The organism is Corallococcus sp. AB030 (assembly GCF_003668965.1).
Lineage (GTDB): Bacteria > Myxococcota > Myxococcia > Myxococcales > Myxococcaceae > Corallococcus > Corallococcus exiguus.
In genome coordinates, this window is sequence record NZ_RAWQ01000023.1 from 26710 (window position 1) to 47512 (window position 20803).

Genomic DNA, 20803 nt, shown 5'->3' on the forward strand with positions numbered 1-20803 from the left:
ATGCCCCCCTCCCGAAACACGCTCACCATCCGGGTCTATGTGCCCGCGCATCCAGGGGACGAGCGCTGTCTCGTGGCCGCGGCTCATGGGCTGGAGCACACGGTCCCCGGCCTCTGGCTGACGTGGACCGTCTCGGATGAGCAGGAACTCGTGCCCCTCCCTGAGCGGGATGAATGGCTCGCCCGGATCCGGAGAGACGGAGGAATCCCCTTCATCTGCAACAACGATGAAGGCGCTCCCCTGACGCTGTCCGCACTGGACGGACCCGGCCCCACGCCACTGCTAGACGTCCACGCGAAGCTCCCGCTGAACTCGGAGATTCTCGCCGTGGCCGCGAAGGCGTTGGAGGGGATGGCCGAAGGCGCGCACGCGCTGTGGGGACATGCCACGCCCTTTGAAGCGGCGGCGGAAATCTCACGACAGACGGTCCACCCCATGCACAAACCCCAAGATCCTCCACGGGGCCTGCCTGCACTCAAGTTCCCGCAGGAACTCCGCTCCCCAGAGATTCCGCATCGGCTGGGGTGGTTGAACTACTGGTCGGCCGCGGCCACACGAATCATCGGGTTCCCGGATCCGGAGCGCGACGCGGACCTGCTCTCGCGCGCAAGGAGGCTCTCCTCCGGTGGGTGGGTGGTCCAGCTCACGGACGCGCCTCTCACACTCGACAATCCTGCCCATTTGGACGCGCTCCTGCGGGCCTACGCGCGGTTCCCGGTGATTGGCGGGCGCGTGGCCCCCTGACGCCTCCCGCGCTTCACCCATCCCTCCTTGCCGGAGCGCTCGGGCCGCCGTCCGCCGCTCCCCATCAGCATGTCCATCCACCGGTTGCTGATGCCGAAGTTGCGGTCCGGCGTCGCGAAGTGGTGCGCCATGTGGTGCGCGCGCAGCGCCTTCCCCCAGGCCGTTTTCGGCGTGCGGTGGTGCGTGGCCCAGTGGAGGGTGTCGTAGGTCACGTAGCCCCAGACGATGCCCACGAAGTACGGGAGCATCTGCGCCGGGCGCCCCACCATCCACAGCAGCCCGCCGATGAGCGAGGACAGCGGGATGGTGACGATGAGCGGCATCACCAGGCGCTGTGAGTCGTCCGGGTACTTGTGGTGGTAGCCATGGGCAATCTCATGCACCCGCTGGGTGAGCCGGCCTTTGCCCTCCCAGTGGAAGAAGAACCGGTGGATGCAGTACTCCATGAGGATCCATGTCAGCAGGCCCAGCGGGATGAACAGCAGGACCCGCCCCACGGACGTCCGTCCCCCTGACAGGCCCCACCCGAGCAGGCCCAGCGTGAGCGGGATGTAGAGGAGGACCGGCACCGCGGGGTGCAGCTTCGAGGCCGCCTCCATGAAGGCGTTCTCGAACATCCGGCCGGATTGATACCTGAAGTATGAGCGCCCCATACAAGACGAAGTTTGGGTCGGAGACTCCCAGGCGCCCGTGCCCGTTCGTCCCTCCGCAGTGTCGCCTGGCGGAGCGGCCCCGGCCCCTCCGGACGCAATGAAAAAGGCCCCGGCGGCAATGCCGGGGCCTCCTTGCCTGCATGGATTGACGTTGCGCGGATCAGCTCTCCGCGGGGCGCTCGGTTCCGTCGTCGCCGGACGCCGGGGTCGACGTGGCGCTGCTGTGCTTGTTGCGCCAGCGGTCCACCAGCAGCAGGAGCGCCGGGAAGCCCACCAGCACGATGACCATGTTCACCGCGAAGCCCAGGTTGGCCAGGTCACCAATGGAGTTGAGGCCCGGGTGCTTGGCGAACACCAGCGCCAGGAAGCCGATGGCGCTCGTCAGCAGGCCGCCCGTGATGGCCCGGCCCGTCTCCGCGTACACCGTGGTGAAGTCCGCGCCCGGCTCGCCCAGGCGCTCAATCAGGTGCACGCCCGCGTCCACCGTCGTGCCGATGAGCACCGGGATGACCACGATGTTCAGGTAGTTGAACTGCAGGCCCATGATGGCCATCAGGCCCACCAGCGCCGCGATGGACAGCAGCGTGGGCAGCATGCAGATGACCGCGTTGCGCAAGGAGCCCAGCGTCAGCCACATGGCCAGGAAGACGCTGACCACCGCGGCCACCAGGATGCGCGGCCCTTCCGAGGCCACCATGTCCAGGATGTCCGCCAGGATGAGCGCCTCGCCCGCCGCGGACACCTGGCTGCCGTCTGGCATCTGGAGGTTGCGCACCTCCTTGGTGAAGCGCCGCGTGCCCACGCCGTCCGACAGGCTCACGTTCGCGTAGACCAACACCACGCCGCCCTTCTGGCCGGCCGCGGGCTCGAACTGGCGGCGCAGGCCCACCGGCAGGTCCTCGCGCACGAAGGGCTTCGCGGACGTCATCTTCACCGCGCGCAGCAGGTCGTCGCGCTGGGCCTTCTCCACGCGCTCCGGGTCGATGCGCTGGAGCTTCTTGTGGATGGCCTGGAGCAGCGCGTGCTTCTCCTCCTGATGCTGCGGCACCAGGTCCTCCAGCGCGCCCACGAAGTCGATGGTGGAGTCCTTGCCGAACTTCTCCTTGCGAGCCTGGAGCTGCTTCACCACCTCGCGCTCCATCCCCTCCGTGTCCGTCAGCACCACCACCGGCGTCGCGGAGTAACCCAGGATGTGGTCGATGCGCTTGTCCAGCCGCACGCTGGGCAGCGACACGTCATCCAGCTTCGTGGAGTCGTAGTTGAAGCTCACCCGGTACGCCTGGCTGATGAGCCCCACCAGCGCCACGCCAATCACGACCACCACCGCGCGGTAACGGCGCGGCAGGAAGCGCGCGAGCATCGCCATGGGCCCGGACTGCGACTGGTGCTCGCGAGGCACCCAGCCCCAGCGCGACACCAGCCCCAGCAGCGCCGGCAGGATGAGCAGGTACGACGCCACGCTCACCATCATGCCCACCGCCGCGATGACGCCGAACTCGTGGAACGCCCTGAACTCCGACCACGACAGGCTCAGGAACGTGAGCGCCGCCACCAGCGCGGAGATGAGCGCGGAGAAGCCCGTGTGCCGGAACGTCTCCCGCACCGCCTCTTCCGACGTCATGCCCTCCGAGCGCAGCGTGCCCCACCGCCCCAACAGGTGGATGCCGTGCTCCACGCCCAGGCCGCCCAGCACCGCCGCGAGGAAGCCCGTGAGCAGATTCACCTGCCCGTACGCGATGCCCACGAAGCCGTAGGTCCACGTCAGGCCCGCGATGACCGGCACCATGGTGAGGCCCACGGACAGCCCGCTGCGGAAGTGGAAGATGAGGTAGGCCAGCAGCAGCACCAGGGCCAGCGTGGACGCGCGCGCCAGGTCGCCGGTGATGACCGCCTGCTGGTCGATCTTCTTCTTGAACGTGCCGGTGATCTCCGTGCGGAAGCCGGGGCCGTACTTCGACAGGTCCTGCTTCGCCAGGTAGTCCTCCACCTGGGTGATGACCGTCTTGGAGTAGCCCAGGTCCGCGGAGGAGCCCTTGGCCTTGAGGAGCATCACCACCATGCGCTCCTGCGGATCCAGGTAGTACAGGCCGCCCTGCCCCGCGAGCCGCATGTTCGCGCCGCCGGTGTACTTCTTCTGGATGTCGCTGAAGTCCAGCGACGGAGGCGCCTCTTCCTCCAGCCGCACGAAGAGCGGGTTGGCCTGCTCCTTCTCCCACGCGAAGCGCGCGTCGATGCGCTCCTCGATGGTCTTCAGGTCCGGCAGGTCCACGTAGTAGAGGCCGTGCTCGTCGAAGAACTGGCTGGGCCGCTGCGCGTTGACGAAGCGGATCTCCGACAGCGTCGCCAGCTTCGGCGCCATGTCGTCCACGAACTGCTTGAGCTGTTCAGGCTCCGCGCCGATGCCGGCCACCACCACGTTGCCCATGCCGCCGAAGCGCGTGCGCAGCTTCTCCAGGTCCTGCACGGACTGGAACGACTTGGGCAGCAGGTTCGCCAGGTCCGCGTTGAGGCGCAGGTCGCGTGCGAAGAAGGTGCCCAGACCCGTGAGGACCAGCGTCACGAACAACGCCACCCAGGGCCTCTGGTGGCTGCGGGCCGCCAGGGAGCCCATCGCCGCCTCGAACCGTCCGGACCACCGCGTGTCACTCATGGATGTGATTTCCTGCTGAAAGCCCGCGCCGTGACGGCCCGGGGACAACCTTGAGCCCGAACGAACCGGGCTGCTCTCGCGTATATGCCCCGAGCCACCGTGCGTCCAGGCATCGACCCGGGGCCTCCACTGGCCGCATGCCTGGCCCGGGGAACAAAGACAGCCGGGCCTGGGCCGCGCCATGTATGCCGCCCCGGCGCGCGTCATGCCAGGGGATCGGCTTCTCCTCTGAAAATTGAGGCATTTTGCCCCACCCGTTCCGGTGTCGGCGGACGGGCGGAGCAGCCCCTCGCGCCGTCGTGCTGACGGTCTGTGACATGGCCAGCTTTTGCCTCGATACGGGCCCTGCCAGGAGGCAGGCGCCGCATGGAGGCATGGTCGATGGCCTCGAACCCGTCTTCAGCAGCGGAAAGCACGTGGATGCACCGGGTGGAGCGCACGATGGGTGCGCTGGCCGCGCACAACCACCGCCGCCCCTTCACGGCGCTTGTCTGCGCGCTCGTGCTGTCCGTCGTGGGCCTGCTGTCCGCGCGCCACCTGACGCTCAACGCGAACCTGGTGGACCTGCTGCCCCAGTCCTTCGAAAGCGTGGAGGCCATCCACACCCTGGAGCAGCGCTTCGGCGCCCAGGGGTGGGTGGTGGTGGTGGGCGAGGATGGGGACCCGGCGCAGCTCCAGCAGTTCGCGGAGGACGTGGCGCCGAAGCTGGAGGCGCTGCCGGGCATCCGCTATGTGGAGATCACCCGCCCCAGCAGCTTCTTCCGCAGCCACGCGCTCTACTTCCTGTCGCCCGAGGACCTGAAGGAGGTGGAGCGCCGCATCGACACGCGCCTCACCTGGGAGAAGGAGCAGGCCAATCCACTCTACGTGCCGCTGGCTGACGACCCCGCCCCATCGCTGGACTTCTCCGACCTGGAGGAGAAGTACGCCGGCGGCGCGGTGACGCGCCTGTCCAGCCACCCCAGCGACTACTACCTGGACCCCGCCGCGCGCCGCGTGGTGGTGCTGGCCAAGCCAGAGGTGTCGTCCGCGGACCTCACCTTCTCCACGAAGATCGTCGAAGAGGTGCAGGGCGTCCTGCGGCAACAGGACCTGTCGAAGTACGGGCCCGGCTTCCACACGCAAATCACCGGCTCGTTCCAGAAGAAGATGGATCAGCAGGGACAGATTACCCGCGACGTGGCGGTGTCCTCGACGGTGGCCACGGTGCTGGTGCTGCTCTACCTGTTCCTGCACTTCCGCAGCGTGCTCGCGGTGGGGATGGTGTTGGCCCCGGTGGGCGCGGGCCTCGCGTGGACCTACGGTCTGGTGGGCATGGCGTATGGCCGCGTCAACCTGCTCACGGCCTTCCTGGGCGCCATCCTGGGCGGCCTGGGCGTGGAGCACGGCATCCACCTGTTGGGCCGCTACCTCGCGTTGCGCGGAGAGGGGCGGTCCTCCGAGCAGGCCACGCGCGAGTCGTTCACGCACACAGGTGGCGCGGCGCTGGTGTCCGCGGTGGTGGCGGCGCTCACGTTCTTCGTGCTGGGCAGCTCCAAGCTCACGGCGTTCCGCGAGTTCGGCGTCATCGCGGGCGTGGGCATGCTGGTGCTCATCCTCGCGTACGTGCTGGTGCTTCCGGCGGTGCTGGGGCTGGGAGCGCGCTGGGGTTGGAGGCCGCGCGCGAACTCCACGGAGATGACGGAGGCGCCGCTGGGCCGCGTCATCACGCACCGGCGCGGGCTGCTCACCGTCGTGTCCGCGCTCGTGGTGGCGGGCCTGCTCACGCAGATGCCGCGCCTGCGGTTCGACTACGACATCGGCTCCCTACAGGACCAGCGCCTGGACTCGTTCGTGCTGGACCGTGCCGTCAACCAGCTCATCGGCTATTCGCAGGTCCCGCTGGTGGTGCTCACGAACTCCCGCGAGGAGGAGGCCGCGGTCGTCCGGGAGCTCCAGGCGCGCAAGCGGCAGCAGGGCGCGAACTCCACGGTGGACTTCGTCGCGGCGCTCGCGAGCCTGGTGCCGGAGCGGCAGGCGGAGAAGCAGGCCATCCTGAAGGACATCGGGAAGCGGGTGGAGGACGTGCCCGAAGGCCAGCTCACCCCGAAGCAGCGCGGGCAGTTGGAGGAGCTGCGCAGGCAGGTGCGAGCACAGCCCTTCACCGAGGCGGACCTGCCCTCCAGCGTGCGCCAGCAGTTCGAGGGACGCGACGGTCACGGCACCGGCTTCGTGCTGGTGTATCCGTCCGCGGATCAATCCAACGGCCAGGCCATGCGCCGGATGGCGAAGGAGGTCCGCGGGATGGTGCTGCCGGATGGCCGGCCCGCGGTGGTGGCCGGTGAAGCGATGGTGCAGGCGGACATCGTGAACCTGGTGTCGCACGAGGCGCCGTTCATCCTGCTGGGCTCCACGCTCACGGTGCTGCTGGCCATGTGGCTGACGCTGGGCGGCCTGCGCACCGCGCTCCTGTGCCTGATGCCCACGGTGGTGTCGCTGTTCGCGGTGCTGGGGCTCATGCCGCTGCTGGACATGGAGTTCAACTACCTCAACATCCTGGTCATCCCGGTGCTCATCGGGACGACGGTGGACGCGGGCGTGCACCTCATCACGCGGCTCGCGTCACCGCGCAGCGACTTCGTGCGGGTGTATTCGGAGACAGGCAAGGCCATCTGCGGCGGCCTGCTCACGAGCGCGGTGGGCTTCGGCGCGCTGCTGCTGGCGGACCACCCGGGACTCAACTCGATTGGCGCCCTGGCGAACGTGGGGTTCGGGATGAACCTGCTCATCATGCTGGTGACCTTCCCGGCGCTGTTGCTGGTGCTCTCCGAGCGCAAGCGGCGCCACCGTGCGGTTCCCTCGCGCCGCCGGGGTGAGCACCTCATCAGGGATGGCCAGGGTCCTCACCGGCCCACGCCCTCCCATTAGGCCGAGGCGTCGTCCGTCCGGCCCCACAGCCACAAGGAGCGGAAGCGATGTCTCAGCAATGGATCTGGATGAGCGTGGCGGCGGGCACCCTGGCGCTGGGCACCGCGAACGCGCAGGTGGATCCGAACTCCGCGAGCGCCATCACCACCAGCCAGCCGAACCCGGGGGCCCCGCCGGGCACGCCCGCCCCCATGGGAGGCGCGTTGGACAACCAGGTGACGCAGCCCCTTGGCGACGTCACCAGCGTGGGCGCGGGCGGCAGCGGCACGAGCACGGGCGCGGTGATTCCGCAGCCGTACGGCACCCAGCCGTCCGTCTCCGGCAACACAACGGAGTACGTGCCGCCTGGCCCCGGCAATGCCACCACCGTGACGGGCGGCGGTACGGTGGTCGCGCCCGGTTCGGCCACCACCGTGACAGGGACCGGCGCGGTGCTGGCTCCCGGCACCAGCACCACCGTGGCGGGTTCCACGGGCTCCACCGCCACCACGGGCGCGCTGCTGCCGCCCGCGACGACGACCCCCGGCACCACGCTGCCGGGCGCCTCCATCAGCACCGTCACGCCGGGAACTCCGACGGGCACCATGTCCAGCACGGGCGCGGTGCTGCCTCCAGCCACGGGCCTGACGCCACCGGAAATCACCAGCTCACAGCCCACCACGCCGTCGCCAGGAGGCAACCCGCTGACGCCGGACAGCAACACGTCCAGCAACTCCGTGACGCCGCTCGGTGGCGGCAGCGTGCTCCAGCCCCCGAGTCCTTGAGCCCCGTGGGCCGGGCTCCCTGGCTCGCACTCCGAGCCATCGGGCGTGGGGCACGGTGGACAACCCCGTCCCGCGCAACCCTCCCCTCGCGGCCGCCCATGCCGTTCCCCGAGCAAGCAGGCGAATGAGCCACCCCTGCACACATCCCGAGGCCTGCTCACTTTCGGTCGTGCAGGCAGCCACGACCTTTCAAGCAGTCAGAGCTCCTATCGGGGGAATCCACATGAAGAAGTTCCTGAAGACCCAGCTGACGGTGGCGGCGGTTCTCGCGGGTGCGCTCGCGCTCGGTACGGGATGTAAGTCGGATCAATCCGCGACGCGCGGCACCGAGCCGGCCTCCGACTCCACCATGGGCACGGACTCCAGCGGCACGGGGACGGACACGTCCGGCTCCGGCACCACCACCACGCCGCCTCCCAGCAGCGGCGGCTCCGGCTACGACACGGGCAGCACGTCGCCGGACACGACGCTGCCTCCGTCGGACATGGACACCGGCGGCTCCGGCAACACGGATGACTCCACGCTGCCGCCCGCCACGAACGACGGCACCCTGGACCCGGGCACTGGCGGCGCGGGCACCGGTGAGGCCGAGCCCGGCGTGCACGACGGCGAGATGACCGAGCCGGGCACGGGCGGCTCCGGCCTGGATCCGGACGACAGCGCCATCCCGGACGACAGCAGCCTGCCCAACGACTCCACGCTCGACCCGAACAACTCCGGCGCCAAGGGCAACATGACCACGCCGGTGCCGGACTCCACCGGCACGATGGCGCCCAACAACGGCACCACGCGCTAGTCCCCCTCGGGGTGGACATGGAAGCGCCCGTGACCTTCACCGGTCGCGGGCGCTTCGCCGTTTCCAGCGTCCGGCCTTGCACGCGCGAACAACAAGACCCCGCCGACGCGCGAAAGGCGTCAGCGGGGTCATGGAGACAGCGAGACCTGAGATGATCAGGTCACCTTGACGCCTGGCGAGTAGGGCTGGCCCACCGGTTCGATGATGCGCGGGCTCCCGTTGTCACCCGGCCCATTGCCGGGACCCCCACCCGGGTCGAAGGTGGACGGCGTGCGGCGCTCCTGCTGCTCATCCTCTTCCGTCCCGGCTTCGCGCGCCGGCGCGGGAGGCAGCCCCTCCAAGGGAATGTGCAACACGTCTTTCTTGCTCATGACGAACGCCTCCTTTCCCCTCTGAGGTTGGGGCGGACCGGGGGTTTCCGCCACCGGGCGCACCCCCGCCCGCATGCCCCCCGACCTCCAGAATGCGTTTCTCTTGGATGACAGGGAGCAGCCGGGGGCTTATCCAAAGAGGTCCAGGCAGCGCGCACCCGCACCCGAACCGAAAGCGTCCAACGCATGAAGCTGTTGCTGGCAGGCCGACGAGGAGCAAGCGATCCGCTGTTCGCCCCCCCGGAGGCGCCCCTGTCCTGGCTGCAGCGCGTGGAAGCCTGGTTCCAGCAGGTGGCCGCGGACGTGCTGGAGGGGACCCGCATCGAGGAGGGCCCCCAGGGCGCGCCCGTGCTGCGCCTGCGCCTGCACCCGGCCGCGGCGGAGGTGTCACTGCTCGCGACGACCCAGGAGCGCATCGTCGTGTCCGCGGACACCAGCGCCGCGGGGCCCGGCTACCACCGCTATCTGGTGGACCTGCTCAAGGGGTTGGGCGACCTGAACGGCATCTCCTGGGCTCCGCCCGACGAGGACGTGGGCGTGGGTGACGCCACGGGCTACTTCCACACTGGCGACGTGGACCTGGTGGAGAAGCACTTCCTGGGCTGGCTCCAGCACTCGGTGGGGCAGGTGCTGCGCATGCGCAGCCTGGGCAACTCCGGCTTCGCGCTGTCCATGCGCTTCGGCCACACCTTCCAGCACCCGGGCGCGCTGCTCACGCCCCTGGGGCCTCGCGACGAGCGCTGGCTGCGCACCGTGCACGAGGACCCGCGGCAGGGCACGGACGTGTTCCCCTGGTGGAACCCCGGCGTGGACGCCCGCGAGCGCTTCACGCGCGCCCTCTGCCGGCTGTGGACGGACGTCGTCTGGCGCCCGCCGCTCCTGGAGGAAGAGCGCCAGCGCCTGCGCGACGTGGCCCGTCTGCTGGAGCAGGCCTGGCGCGAGGACCCTTCGCTCCCCTACCCGTGGCGCGAGTGGCAGGAGGTGCTCGGATACCTGGGCATGGGAGGGACGGTGGCGGAGGAGGTCCACCGCCGCGCCCTGGAGTCGCCCGGCGTGGGGCCGTCCATCGGCTACCGGCGGGGCTCCGTGCAGGTGGCGCTCCCGGAGGGCTGGGAAATTCGCATCCCCGGCTCGCTGGCGGAGTCGCGACTGCAGGACGGCAGCTGGGTGGCCCGCGACCATCGCCGCACCGTGCGCGTGGTGCCCCTGGAGGACTCCGCGGAGGAGCAGCTGGCGCCCACCAGCCCGGAGCGAAAGGCCCTGGAGCTGGAGCACCACGGCGCCCGCGTCAGCGGCCGCGCGTCCCTGCACGTGGGTCCCGGCGAGTGCCGGCTGACGGCCCTGTGCCGCTCCGGCAGCCGCCGCGCCCTCTGCGTCGTGAGCTTCGATGATCCAGACGAGCAGGACTGGGCCCTGGGCACCTGGCGTTCATTGGACCACGCTGTCGCCGCCTGACAGGGCAGGTCGTTTCAGCACCGACCCCTTGCCAGAGCGCTGTCCGGTGGACAGTCAGCACACCCGGACGTCTTGCCGCATCGCGCAGTCGCACCCACATTCCGGCGGCGGTTTTCCCCACGGAATCGAGTGAGACGCATGAGCGGCAAGCGGGAGATCTGGCCGGGCAAGCCCTGGCCTCGTGGCGCGACCTTCGACGGCGCGGGTACCAACTTCGCGGTCTATTCGCAGGTGGCCACCCGCGTGGAGGTGTGCCTCTTCGACCGGGCGGACCCGACGAAGGAGATTGAACGCTTCGACCTGCCGACGAGCACGGAGTTCGTCTGGCACGGCTACGTGCCGGACCTGGAGCCCGGGACGCTGTACGGCCTGCGAGTGCACGGCCCCTACGAGCCGGAGAAGGGGCACCGCTGCAACCCGCACAAGCTGCTCGTGGACCCCTACGCCAAGGCGCTGCACGGCGAGGTGAACTGGAAGCAGCCGGTGTTCGGCTACCCCCTGGATCATCCGAAGAAGGACCTGATGCGCGACGAGCGCGACAGCGCGGCCGGCATGCCCAAGGGCGTGGTGGTGAGCGACTTCTTCGACTGGGGCAATGACCGGCGCCTGGACATCCCGTGGCGCAAGACAGTCATCTACGAAGCCCACGTGCGCGGCCTCACCATGCGCCACCCGGGCGTGCCGGAGCACCAGCGCGGCACGTACGCGGGCCTGGGCTCGCCGGCCATCATCGAGCACCTGCAGAAGCTGGGCGTCACCGCGGTGGAGTTGTTGCCGGTGCAGGGGTTCGCGGACGACTCGTTCCTCAACGACAAGGGCCTGTCGAACTACTGGGGCTACAGCACGCTGAACTACTTCGCGCCCGAGCAGCGCTACGCCAGCCGCAAGACGCCGGGCGGCGCGGTGGCCGAGTTCAAGTCGATGGTGAAGTCGCTGCACTCGGCGGGCATCGAGGTGATTCTCGACGTCGTGTACAACCACACGTGCGAGGGCAACCACCTGGGGCCCACGCTGTCGTTCAAGGGCATCGACAACGCGTCGTACTACTGGACCATGCCGGAGGCGCGGCACTACCTGGACTTCACGGGGTGCGGAAACAGCCTCAACGCCTCCAACCCGCAGACGGCGCGCTTCATCGTGGACTCGCTGCGCTACTGGGTGGAGGAGATGCACGTGGACGGGTTCCGCTTCGACCTGGCCACGGTGCTGGGCCGGGTGGGCAAGGGTGGCTACGACCCGAACGCGCCCATCTTCCAGATCATCAACCAGGACCCGGTGCTCTCCCGCGTGAAGCTCATCGCGGAGCCGTGGGACGTGGGGCTCGGCGGCTACCAGGTGGGCGGCTTCCCGTCGCCGTGGCACGAGTGGAACGGCAAGTACCGGGACGCGCTGCGCAAGTACTGGAAGGGCGACGAGAACCAGGCCTCGGAGGTGGGCTACCGGCTCACGGGCAGCGCGGACCTGTTCGCGGCGGCGCGGAGGCGTCCACAGGCGTCCATCAACTTCGTCACCGCGCATGACGGCTTCACGCTGCACGACCTGGTCACGTACAGCAGCAAGCACAACGAGGCCAACGGCGAGCACAACCGCGACGGCGCGGATGACAACCAGGCGTGGAACTGCGGCGTGGAGGGACAGACGGACAACAAGGACATCATCTCCCTGCGCGAGCGCCAGAAGCGCAACCTGATGGCGTCGCTGTTCCTGTCCACGGGCGTGCCGATGATTGTCGCGGGCGACGAGATGGGCCGCACGCAGCAGGGCAACAACAACGCCTACTGCCAGGACAACGAGCTGTCGTGGGTGGACTGGAACCTGGACAAGACGCGCCAGGACCTCCTGGAGTTCACGCGCAAGCTCATCCAGTTCCGCCACGGGCAGCCGGTGCTCCAGCGCCGCCGCTTCTTCCAGGGCGAGCACCTGTGGGAGTCCGAGCACAAGGACCTGGCGTGGTTCCGGCCGGACGGCACGGAGATGGGCGCGGAGGACTGGCAGAAGCCCTTCGTGCGCTCGCTGGCGTTCCTCCTGGGCGGCGACGCCATCCCCACGCCGGACGAGCGGGGCCAGCGCGTGAACGGCGACTCGCTGCTGGTGCTGCTCAACGCGCACCACGACACGGTGCCGTTCACGGTGCCGCCGCCGGGCGAGGGCGGCGCGTGGCGGCTGGAGCTGTACACGGCGGACGACAAGCGCGGCGATGAAGAGATGAAGCCCGGGAAGTTCGAGATGGCCGGGCGGTCGCTCGCGGTGTTCCGCAAGCCGGGAAGCAACAACACGCCGTGATACGGTGCCCGCGCTGTTGATCAGGAGCGCACGGCATGGCGGACGAAGGGGACGGCGGCAGGAGTGAAGAGGCCGCCGTCGCGCGGGTGTACGGGGAGATCGCCTCCGCCTACGAGGTGCTCTACCCGTCGCTGCACCGCTACGGTGACCGCGTGGAGCACTTCCTCGGGGACGTGATGAAGCCGGGCCTGCGCGTGCTGGACGTGGGCTGTGGCCCGGGCCTGCACACTCGCGGGTTGGACGCGTCCGTGGACGTGGTGGGCCTGGACCTGGCGCCAGAGATGCTCGAGTTGGCGAAGCGCTCAAGGCCGTCCGGCACGTGGCGCGTGCACAGCTATCTGGATCCGGTGCCGGAGGACCTGGGCACGTTCGATGTCGCGCTGGCCATTGGCTGCCTGGACTTCTGTGATGACCTGCCGCGCGTGCTGGGGCACCTGGGCAGGGTGTTGAAGCCGGGCGCGCGGATGTTGTTCACGGTGCTGGAGCGCAGGTCCGGGCTGGAGGCGCATGAGGCGTCCACGCGACGGGTGCGCACGGCGGACACGGACGTGACGCTGCACCTGTGGGGCGCGGAGGAGACGGCGCGCGCGGTGGAGGCGGCGGGGCTCCGCGTGCGCGAGTACGTGCACGGGCCGGGCTGGGAGCTGCTGGCCGAGGAGCGTGTGATGTGGTTCGGCTGGTGGGACGTGACGCGCGGCGGCTAGGGGCAATTCGGAAACGCGCAGTGCATCTTGATGTACACGGACGTCGTTCGCCCCTCGTGCACGCCTGTGCCCGGGTCGTCCCCGCTGCACACGTTGTTGCCGTTGCTGTCGTAGGCATGCACTTGCACCCACCAGGCACTCGACTCGTAGACGTAGGGGAGGGTCACGCCCTCGATGACGCCATCCCTCACGTTGAGCGATAGGGGCCCCATTGTCGGGCGCCCATCACCCGACAGCAGGGTCACCGTCGCCGTCACCACGGGGCAGGGATCCTCTCCCATGGAGATCTGCAGCTTCATGGCCCCCAAGCGCCAGCCGGAGTCTTCGTCCCCAGCGCTTTCCTCCCCACAGGCCCCGAGCAGCGCACAGCTCATTCCCAGCATCACGACCCAAACGGCTCGATTCATGTGTCCCCGAGATGGCGCATGGAGCACGCAGCGCTTGGACACCTGAGCCCCAGGGTCTGGGACATGGGCCGTCAGGATTTTCGCACGCCCGCGTCCAGAGGCCCGTCGGCAGCTTCAGGGGGGCGCACGGGGTTGTCCCGAGGCGTCCGGTTCCATGCGGGGGCGCTTTGCGCCGGTGCATGAGACTCGGACGTTCCTCACGGCCATCACCTCCGGGTGTTCCTGCCGCTATCGAAGGCCGTACCGGTCGCGCGCCACCGTGAGGCGCGCATGGCTGCCCTTGGCTGGGCAAAAACCCGAACTCGCTCAACGGTAGAGCACGAGACTCAAGATCTCGCATTCGAAGGTTCGACTCCTTCGTTCGCCGGACCCCGTCGTTTCCGCTGGTGCCAACGCGAGTCCACCGCGTCCTCCTCCCCACGCCGCACACTGGCCGGTCGCCAGGGTGTCCAGAGGCTTCCGTGCTGTTCGCGGAACGCTCCGGTCGCCGTCCGTGACCTGCATCCGGTGCGGAGGTTCGGGAGGCTGAACGCGGATCCGGACGGTCTGTTCGCGCGAAGCGCTCGTGGGGCGGCGGGGTCCTTTTCTCCAGCAGCCGGGCTGCACTCTTTTCTTGTCGTCGAGGTGACGTGTCATGGGCATCGGTCGGGTGGAAGTGGCGCAGAACGAGCGGCTGTTCGTGGTGGTGAACGGGAAGGCGGAGCAGTACCTGGGGCCGGGCCGGCACTGGGTGGTGCGTCCGTTCCAGAACGTCCGCTACGAGCGCGTGCCGCTGGAGCCGCCCGTCACCCGGCTGGATGAAGCCAAGCTCGCGTTGGTGCCGGAGAAGGACCTCCAGGTGCTGGAGCTGGGCGCGGACGAGCGCGCGGTGGTCTTCCATCACGGCCAGCCGGTGCGGTGGCTGGGTCGGGGTCAGCACCAGGTGTGGACGGCGCAGCGGCTGCCCGGTCGAACCGGTCGGCCCGAGACGCCGACCGTGCGAGTGGAGCGCGTGGACGTGTCCGGGGTGGCGACGGAGCCCCCGCGGGACGAGGTGCGCGCGCTGATTCCGGCCAGTGACTACGTGGAGACCACGGCCACGGAGGGCACGGTGGCGCTGCGGTACGTGAACGGCGTGCTGGACGCGGTGCTGCCGCCGGGCCGGCACGCGGCGTGGACGGTCGCGCACAAGGTGCAGTTCGCGGTCATCGACCTGCGCGAGAAGCTGCTCCACGTCACCGGCCAGGAGGTGATGACCAAGGACCGCGTGACGCTGCGGCTCAACCTGTCCGCGGCGTACCGGGTGGTGGACGCGCGGCGGCTGGCGGTGGTGGCGCGGGCGCCGGATGAAATCCTCTACCTGGCGATGCAGCTCGCCGCGCGCGAGGCCGTGTCCACTCGCACGCTGGATGAGTTGCTGGCGGCGCGTGAGGCGGTGTCCACGGAGCTGTACGCGCAGGTGAAGTCAGGGGCGGAGGGCGTGGGCCTGGAGCTGCTGCGCTTCGGCATCAAGGACGTGGTGCTGCCGAAGGAGATGAAGGACCTGCTCAACCGGGTCATCCAGGCGCAGAAGGAGGCGGAGGCCAACGTCATCCTGCGGCGCGAGGAGACGGCGGCGACGCGCTCCATGGCGCAGACGGCGAAGGTGCTCGCGGAGAACCCGCTGCTCGTGCGGCTCAAGGAGCTGGAGGCGTACAAGGACCTGGCCGCGAAGGTGGGTCAGGTCCACCTGGTGCTGGGCGAGGGCGCGGTGCCCACGCTGCAACTCAAGGGCAGCTGACACACGGCCGTGTGGCTTCACAGCCACACGGCCTGTCGTTTCAGAGGGGAACCAGGGTTGGCCCGGGGGCTGCAATGTCCCCGGGCACACCCTGAAACCAAGGTTCCCGACCATGCGAGTCCTGCTCGCCACGCTCTTCGTCTGCCTTCTGGCCGCCCCGGCCTCCGCGCAACCCTGCCCCCCCGCCGCTTCGCCCACCGCGGGCGTCGCCCAGGGCACCCTGGTGGCTCGCTTCCGTGCGCAGCCGCAGCAGGCGGACACCGAGGCGTGCCCGGACACCGAGCCGCGCACCTTCAGCCTCAAGCACACGGAGGTGGACGCGGAGGTCAGTGGCTTCCTCGCTTCCGTCACCGTGACGCAGGTGTTCGAGAACCCCTACAGCGCTCCCCTTGAAGCGATCTACGTCTTCCCGCTGCCGGAGCTGGCCGCCGTGGATGGCATGGAGATGCACATCGGAGAGCGCGTCATCACGGGCGTCATCCAGACCCGCGAACAGGCCCGCGACACCTACGAGCGCGCCAAGGCCGAGGGCAAGACGGCCGCGCTGCTCGACCAGGAGCGGCCGAACATCTTCACCCAGTCCGTCGCCAACATCCTCCCCGGCGAGACCATCCGCGTGCGCATCCACTACGTGGAGCGCCTCACCTACGACGCCGGCACCTACCGCTTCAGCTTCCCCATGGTCGTGGCCCCTCGCTTCATCGGCGGCACGCCGCTGCCCACGCGCCAGGGCGAAGGCGTGGAGCCCGACACCACCTCCGTCCCCGACGCGAGCCGCATCACGCCCCCGGTGCTCGCCGACTCGCGCAGCGGCCATGACATCCAGCTCACCGTTCGCCTGGACGCGGGCCTCCCGGTCCACTCGCTGCGCTCCACCACCCACCGCGTGGACGTGAAGCGCGAAGGCCAGTCCCGCGCCACCGTGAGCCTGGGCCGCGATGACCGCATCCCCAACAAGGACTTCATCCTCGAATACGTCGTCGCCGACGCGCTCATCCGCCCCGCTGTCCTCATGCACCGCGAGCCCGGCGCGGACCACGGCTACTTCCTGGTGATGCTCAACCCGCAGCTGTCCCCCACCGAGAAGGAGATCGTCCCTCGCGAGCTCTACATGGTGCTCGACACGTCCTGCTCGCAGTCCGGCCTCGCCATCGAGAAGTCCAAGGCCATCACTCAGGAAGTGCTCAACCACCTGATGCCCGAGGACACCTTCCAGGTCCTCAACTTCGACACGCAGGTGACCAAGTTCGCCCCCACCGCCGTCCCCGCCACGCCGGAGAACATCCAGAACGCCCTGCCCTACGTCGCCAACTTCTGGGGCGGTGGCGGCACCGACGTGAACATCGCCGCCCGCGAAGCCATGCTGCCCGCCAACGACCCCGCCCGCCTGCGCATGGTGCTCTTCATGACGGACGGCCTCATCGGCGGTGATGAGCAGGTCCTCGGCACGCTCCAGAAGCACCTGCGCGAGGAGACGCGCATCTTCTCCGCCGGCGTGGGGTCCAGCACCAACCGCTACCTCATCACCAAGATGGGTGAGCTGGGCCGCGGCGCCTCCACCCTCGTCAACCTCAACCGCCCGGAGGAAGACGTCGCCCGCGAGTTCGAACAGCGCATGCGCGGCCCCGTCCTCACCTCGGTCGTGGTGGACACGGATGGCCTGCCCGTCAGCGACGTGTACCCGAAGTCCGTGCCGGACCTCTTCGCCGGCCAGCCGCTGTTCCTCGTCGGCAGGTTCACCGGCACCGGTGACGGCGTCCTCCGCATCTCCGGCCGCGTGCGTGGCCAGGTCCGCCGCTTCGACGTGCCCGTGCACTTCCCCGAAGTCGCCCCGGAGCACGACTCCCTCAAGAGCCTCTGGGCCCGCCAGCGCATCGAAGAGCTCACCGTGGAGGGCTACCGCGGCGAGACGCCCGAAGTCGTCCAGGGCATCACCGACACCGCGCTCCAGTACCACCTGATGAGCCGCTACACGTCCTTCGTCGCGGTGGAGCAGGTGGCCCGCACGGCCCCCAACGGCGAGTCGGTCCGCGAGATGGTCCCCGTGCAGCTCCCCGACGGCATGGTCTCCGGCGCGCTCAGCCGCGAGGAGATTCCCCCCGGCGACCCCATCATCTCCGTGCGCGCCCCGCGCAACGCCCGCCGCGTCACCGCCTACTTCCCCTTCGGCCTGGTGAAGCCGCTCACGTTCGACTCGCTCACCCGTTCGTGGCGCGGCCGGTTCCTCGTGCCGCTGGGCGTCTCGGATGGCTACTACACCGTGTTCATCATCGCGGAGCTGGCGGACGGCCGCGTGGAGCGCAGCGAGGTTCGCTACCGCCTGGACTCCCAGGGCAATGACTTCGACGTCGTCCTCTCCCAGAAGGAGCTCTCTCCCGGTGACACGCTGACGTTCGACGTGGACGCGGTGGAGGCCACGCAGGAGGTCAGCGTGTACGGCGACCTCTTCGGCGAGGACCAGCAGCTGCTCGACTCGCAGGACGGCCTGCGCTTCAACAAGTCGCTGGTCATCCCCGAAGGCACGCCCGCCGGTTCCTACGAGTTGGTGTTCGTCGCCCGCGACGCCGCCGGCAATCGCTTCGAGCGCCGGGAGACGCTGCGCGTCATCCACGCTCGGCGTGACTGACCCGCGAATCAATCTCGGATACCCTGGCGGTCCGTTTCTGGCCCCGCGCCTTCACTGGCGCGGGGTTGTTTCATTCGCACCCGGCCGCGAGGAGTCCTTCGATGTCGTCGTCCCTGCACTACACGCCCAACCTCCGCGATATTGAGTTCAACCTCTTCGAGTTCCTGGACATCGGCCACACGTCGCTGGGCAAGGCGCCCTTCGGGGACCTGGACGAGACGGCGGCCCGGCAGACGCTGCAGACGTTCGCGCAGCTGTGCACGCAGGAGCTGGCGAAGAGCTTCGACGAGTCCGAGCACAACCCGCCGAAGCTGGAGAACGGCGAGGTGAAGCTGCCCCCCGGCCTCAAGGCCGCGATGGGCGCCTACTACGACGCGGGCATGCACCTGTTGGAGACGCCCTCGCACCTGGGCGGCCTGGGTGCTCCGCCGTCGCTGGGCTGGGCCGCGTTCGAGCTGATCCTGGGCAGCAACCCCGCGCTGGCGTTCTTCACGCTGGGCAACCTGTTGGCGCGCGTCATCGACAAGCTGGGCACGGAGTCGCAGAAGCAGCGCTTCCTGCCGCACATCCTGGACAAGCGCTGGAGCGGGTCCATGGTGCTGACGGAGCCGGACGCGGGCAGCGACGTGGGCGCCGCGCGCACCAAGGCCCGTCAGGTGGACGGCGACGTCTGGGAGATTGAAGGCGTCAAGCGCTTCATCACCAACGGCGAGTCGGACATCGCGGAGAACATCATCCACATGGTGCTCGCGCGTCCGGACGGCGCGGCGCCGGGCACCAAGGGCCTGTCGCTGTTCGTGGTGCCCAAGTTCTGGGTGAACGAGGACGGCAGCCTGGGCGAGCACAACAACGTCGTGTGCACCAAGCTGGAGAAGAAGATGGGCCTGAAGGGGTCCGTCACGTGCGAGCTGACGTTCGGCGACGGCAAGCCCACGCGCGGCCTGCTGCTGGGTGACGTGCACGACGGCATCCGGCAGATGTTCCACATCATCGAGAACGCGCGCATGGCGGTGGGCCTCAAGTCCATGGCCGCGCTGTCCGCGGGCTACTACCGCGCGCTGTCGTTCGCGAAGGACCGCGTGCAGGGCAGCGACCTGGGGAAGGCGCGCGACAAGACGGCGCCGCGCGTGAACATCCTCCAGCACCCGGACGTGCGCCGCATGCTGATGGCGCAGAAGGCGCACGCGGAAGGTCTGCGCGCGCTGGCCCTGTTCACCGCGTCCGTGCAGGACCAGGTGGAGATCCAGGGAGGCCACCGCTCCACCGCGGCGGGCGAGGCGGACGTGCTCAACGACATGCTGCTGCCGCTGGTGAAGGGATACGGCTCGGAGAAGGCGTACGAGCTCTTGTCCCTGTCGCTCCAGGTGCACGGCGGTTCGGGCTTCCTCACGGACTACCCGGTGGAGCAGTACATCCGGGACCAGAAGATCGACTCGCTCTACGAGGGCACCACGCACATCCAGGCGCTGGACCTGCTGATGCGCAAGGTGGCGCGCGACGGCGGCGCGACGCTGATGGGGCTCTTGGAGCGTGTCCGCGCGACGGCGGATGGCGACGAGGGCGGTCCGGAGCTGAAGACCGAGCGCGCCGCGCTGGGCGAGGCGGTGGGCCACCTGCAGACGATGCTCGGCACGCTGATGGGCAAGCTGGGCGAGTCCGTCTACCACGTGGGCTTCCAGGGCAACCGCGTGCTGTTCGCCGTGGCGGAGGTCATCATCGGCTGGCTGCTGGTGCGCCACGCGGCCGTGTCGCTGGAGCGGATGAAGACCAACCCCGGTGACAAGGCGTTCTACGGCGGCAAGGTGGCCAGCGCCCGCTGGTACTGCCATGAGGTGCTGCCCGGCATCGCGCACGCCGCGCGCATGGTGGAGAACGGCAACCTGGACCTGATGGACCTGTCGGAAGAGTCGTTCTAGCCAGAGGCAGGCGGTGGCGGCGCGCTTCTCGCAGCGCGTCGCCAACCGCTGGTGCGAACAAGCGCCTCGACAGCGGCGGACGCGGCATCAACAATGCCGCGATGATCACCCTGTATGGCTTTGGCCGCGTCCATTCGAAGGTCGTAGGACTCACGCGCGATTTGCGCGTCCTGTGGATGCTCGAGGAGCTGGGCGTGCCCTACCGGGTGCACGGCGTGGATCATCCCGCTGGGGAAACCCGGAGGGAGGAGTACCAGCAGCTGAACCCCTTCTGCCAGGTGCCGGTGCTCGACGACGACGGCTTCGTGCTCACCGAGACGGGCGCCATCCTGCTGTACCTGGCGGAGAAGACGGGCCAGTTGATGCCCACGGATTTCCAGGGCCGCGCCCAGGTGATGCGCTGGTGCTTCGCCGCGCTCACCACCGTGGAGCTGCCGATGGCCCAGCTCATCATGGTGGACCTGCTCGGCGACGCCGACCCCACCGGCGCGCAGCGGCGTCCCGGGTTGGTGAAGTACGCCGAGCTCCACCTGACCACGCTCGAGGACTGGCTCCGGGAGCGTCCGTATCTCACCGGCGAGGCGTTCACCGTGGCGGACATCCTGATGACCACGGTGCTGCGCGAGGTGCGCAACGCGGGCGTGCTCGAAGGCTTCCCCCGGGTCTCCGCCTATCGCGAGCGCTGTGAGGCACGGCCCGCCTGGCAGCGGACGCTGGATGCCTATGAGCAGCGTCTTGGGGTCCCGGCGGGCAGCGCGCGCTAGCCGC

The 20803-nt window shown here is 69.2% G+C and carries 15 protein-coding genes and 1 tRNA gene; 12 read left to right on the plus strand and 4 right to left on the minus strand.

Annotated elements, in window-relative coordinates; translation table 11 throughout:
• On the plus strand, window positions 1–744 hold the full coding sequence (locus D7Y15_RS08605; RefSeq protein WP_121752246.1) for a DUF5953 family protein: 744 nt from the start codon (window positions 1–3) through the stop codon (window positions 742–744).
• Here the strand turns inward: D7Y15_RS08605 and D7Y15_RS08610 are convergent.
• Both D7Y15_RS08610 and D7Y15_RS08615 read right to left on the minus strand, forming a co-directional pair.
• The gene (locus D7Y15_RS08610) at window positions 702–1361 is read right to left on the minus strand and encodes a sterol desaturase family protein (RefSeq protein WP_233604862.1); all 660 of its coding nucleotides are present in this window, start codon (window positions 1359–1361) and stop codon (window positions 702–704) included. The two genes, D7Y15_RS08605 and D7Y15_RS08610, sit on opposite strands and share 43 nt — an antisense overlap.
• A 196-nt stretch (window positions 1362–1557) precedes the next feature.
• On the minus strand, window positions 1558–4047 hold the full coding sequence (locus D7Y15_RS08615) for an RND family transporter (RefSeq protein WP_120575693.1): 2490 nt from the start codon (window positions 4045–4047) through the stop codon (window positions 1558–1560).
• A gap of 381 nt (window positions 4048–4428) precedes the next feature.
• Between D7Y15_RS08615 and D7Y15_RS08620 the strand changes: the two genes are divergently transcribed.
• The 3 genes from D7Y15_RS08620 (at window position 4429) to D7Y15_RS08630 (ending at window position 8514) form a co-directional block, all read left to right on the plus strand.
• On the plus strand, window positions 4429–6954 hold the full coding sequence (locus D7Y15_RS08620) for an RND family transporter (protein WP_233604863.1): 2526 nt from the start codon (window positions 4429–4431) through the stop codon (window positions 6952–6954).
• Between the two features lie 47 nt (window positions 6955–7001).
• On the plus strand, window positions 7002–7718 hold the full coding sequence (locus tag D7Y15_RS08625) for a hypothetical protein (protein WP_121752247.1): 717 nt from the start codon (window positions 7002–7004) through the stop codon (window positions 7716–7718).
• Window positions 7719–7941: 223 nt separating this feature from the next.
• Window positions 7942–8514, plus strand: coding sequence for a hypothetical protein (locus D7Y15_RS08630; RefSeq protein ID WP_120575695.1), 573 nt, complete (start codon window positions 7942–7944; stop codon window positions 8512–8514).
• A 155-nt stretch (window positions 8515–8669) separates the two neighbouring features.
• Here the strand turns inward: D7Y15_RS08630 and D7Y15_RS08635 are convergent, their stop codons facing one another.
• On the minus strand, window positions 8670–8885 hold the full coding sequence (locus tag D7Y15_RS08635) for a hypothetical protein (protein ID WP_169820352.1): 216 nt from the start codon (window positions 8883–8885) through the stop codon (window positions 8670–8672).
• 186 nt (window positions 8886–9071) lie between these two features.
• On the opposite strand from D7Y15_RS08635, the gene D7Y15_RS08640 reads away from it, so the two are divergent.
• The 3 genes from D7Y15_RS08640 (at window position 9072) to D7Y15_RS08650 (ending at window position 13327) form a co-directional block, all read left to right on the plus strand.
• A complete protein-coding gene (locus D7Y15_RS08640; protein WP_121752248.1) occupies window positions 9072–10340 on the plus strand; it encodes a hypothetical protein in 1269 nt (422 codons plus the stop codon).
• A gap of 138 nt (window positions 10341–10478) precedes the next feature.
• The gene (gene glgX / locus D7Y15_RS08645) at window positions 10479–12623 is read left to right on the plus strand and encodes a glycogen debranching protein GlgX (protein ID WP_121752249.1); all 2145 of its coding nucleotides are present in this window, start codon (window positions 10479–10481) and stop codon (window positions 12621–12623) included.
• 35 nt (window positions 12624–12658) lie between these two features.
• The gene (locus tag D7Y15_RS08650; RefSeq protein WP_121752250.1) at window positions 12659–13327 is read left to right on the plus strand and encodes a bifunctional 2-polyprenyl-6-hydroxyphenol methylase/3-demethylubiquinol 3-O-methyltransferase UbiG; all 669 of its coding nucleotides are present in this window, start codon (window positions 12659–12661) and stop codon (window positions 13325–13327) included.
• On the opposite strand, the gene D7Y15_RS08655 is transcribed toward D7Y15_RS08650, so the two are convergent.
• Window positions 13324–13626, minus strand: a complete 303-nt coding sequence (locus D7Y15_RS08655; protein ID WP_126934878.1) for a hypothetical protein — start codon at window positions 13624–13626, stop codon at window positions 13324–13326. The genes D7Y15_RS08650 and D7Y15_RS08655 overlap by 4 nt on opposite strands.
• Window positions 13627–14031: 405 nt before the next feature.
• Here D7Y15_RS08655 and D7Y15_RS08660 point away from each other — a divergent pair.
• The 5 genes from D7Y15_RS08660 (at window position 14032) to D7Y15_RS08680 (ending at window position 20799) form a co-directional block, all read left to right on the plus strand.
• A tRNA-Leu gene (locus D7Y15_RS08660) sits at window positions 14032–14101 on the plus strand.
• Between the two features lie 267 nt (window positions 14102–14368).
• Complete coding sequence (locus tag D7Y15_RS08665; protein WP_121752252.1) at window positions 14369–15493, plus strand: slipin family protein; 1125 nt, start codon at window positions 14369–14371, stop codon at window positions 15491–15493.
• Window positions 15494–15605: 112 nt separating this feature from the next.
• Window positions 15606–18119, plus strand: coding sequence for a VIT domain-containing protein (locus tag D7Y15_RS08670; protein WP_121752253.1), 2514 nt, complete (start codon window positions 15606–15608; stop codon window positions 18117–18119).
• 101 nt (window positions 18120–18220) lie between these two features.
• Window positions 18221–20035: an acyl-CoA dehydrogenase gene (locus tag D7Y15_RS08675; protein WP_120575705.1), complete on the plus strand. Its 1815-nt coding sequence runs from the start codon at window positions 18221–18223 to the stop codon at window positions 20033–20035.
• Between the two features lie 101 nt (window positions 20036–20136).
• Window positions 20137–20799, plus strand: coding sequence for a glutathione S-transferase family protein (locus D7Y15_RS08680; RefSeq protein WP_121752254.1), 663 nt, complete (start codon window positions 20137–20139; stop codon window positions 20797–20799).
• Window positions 20800–20803: the final 4 nt, after the last annotated feature.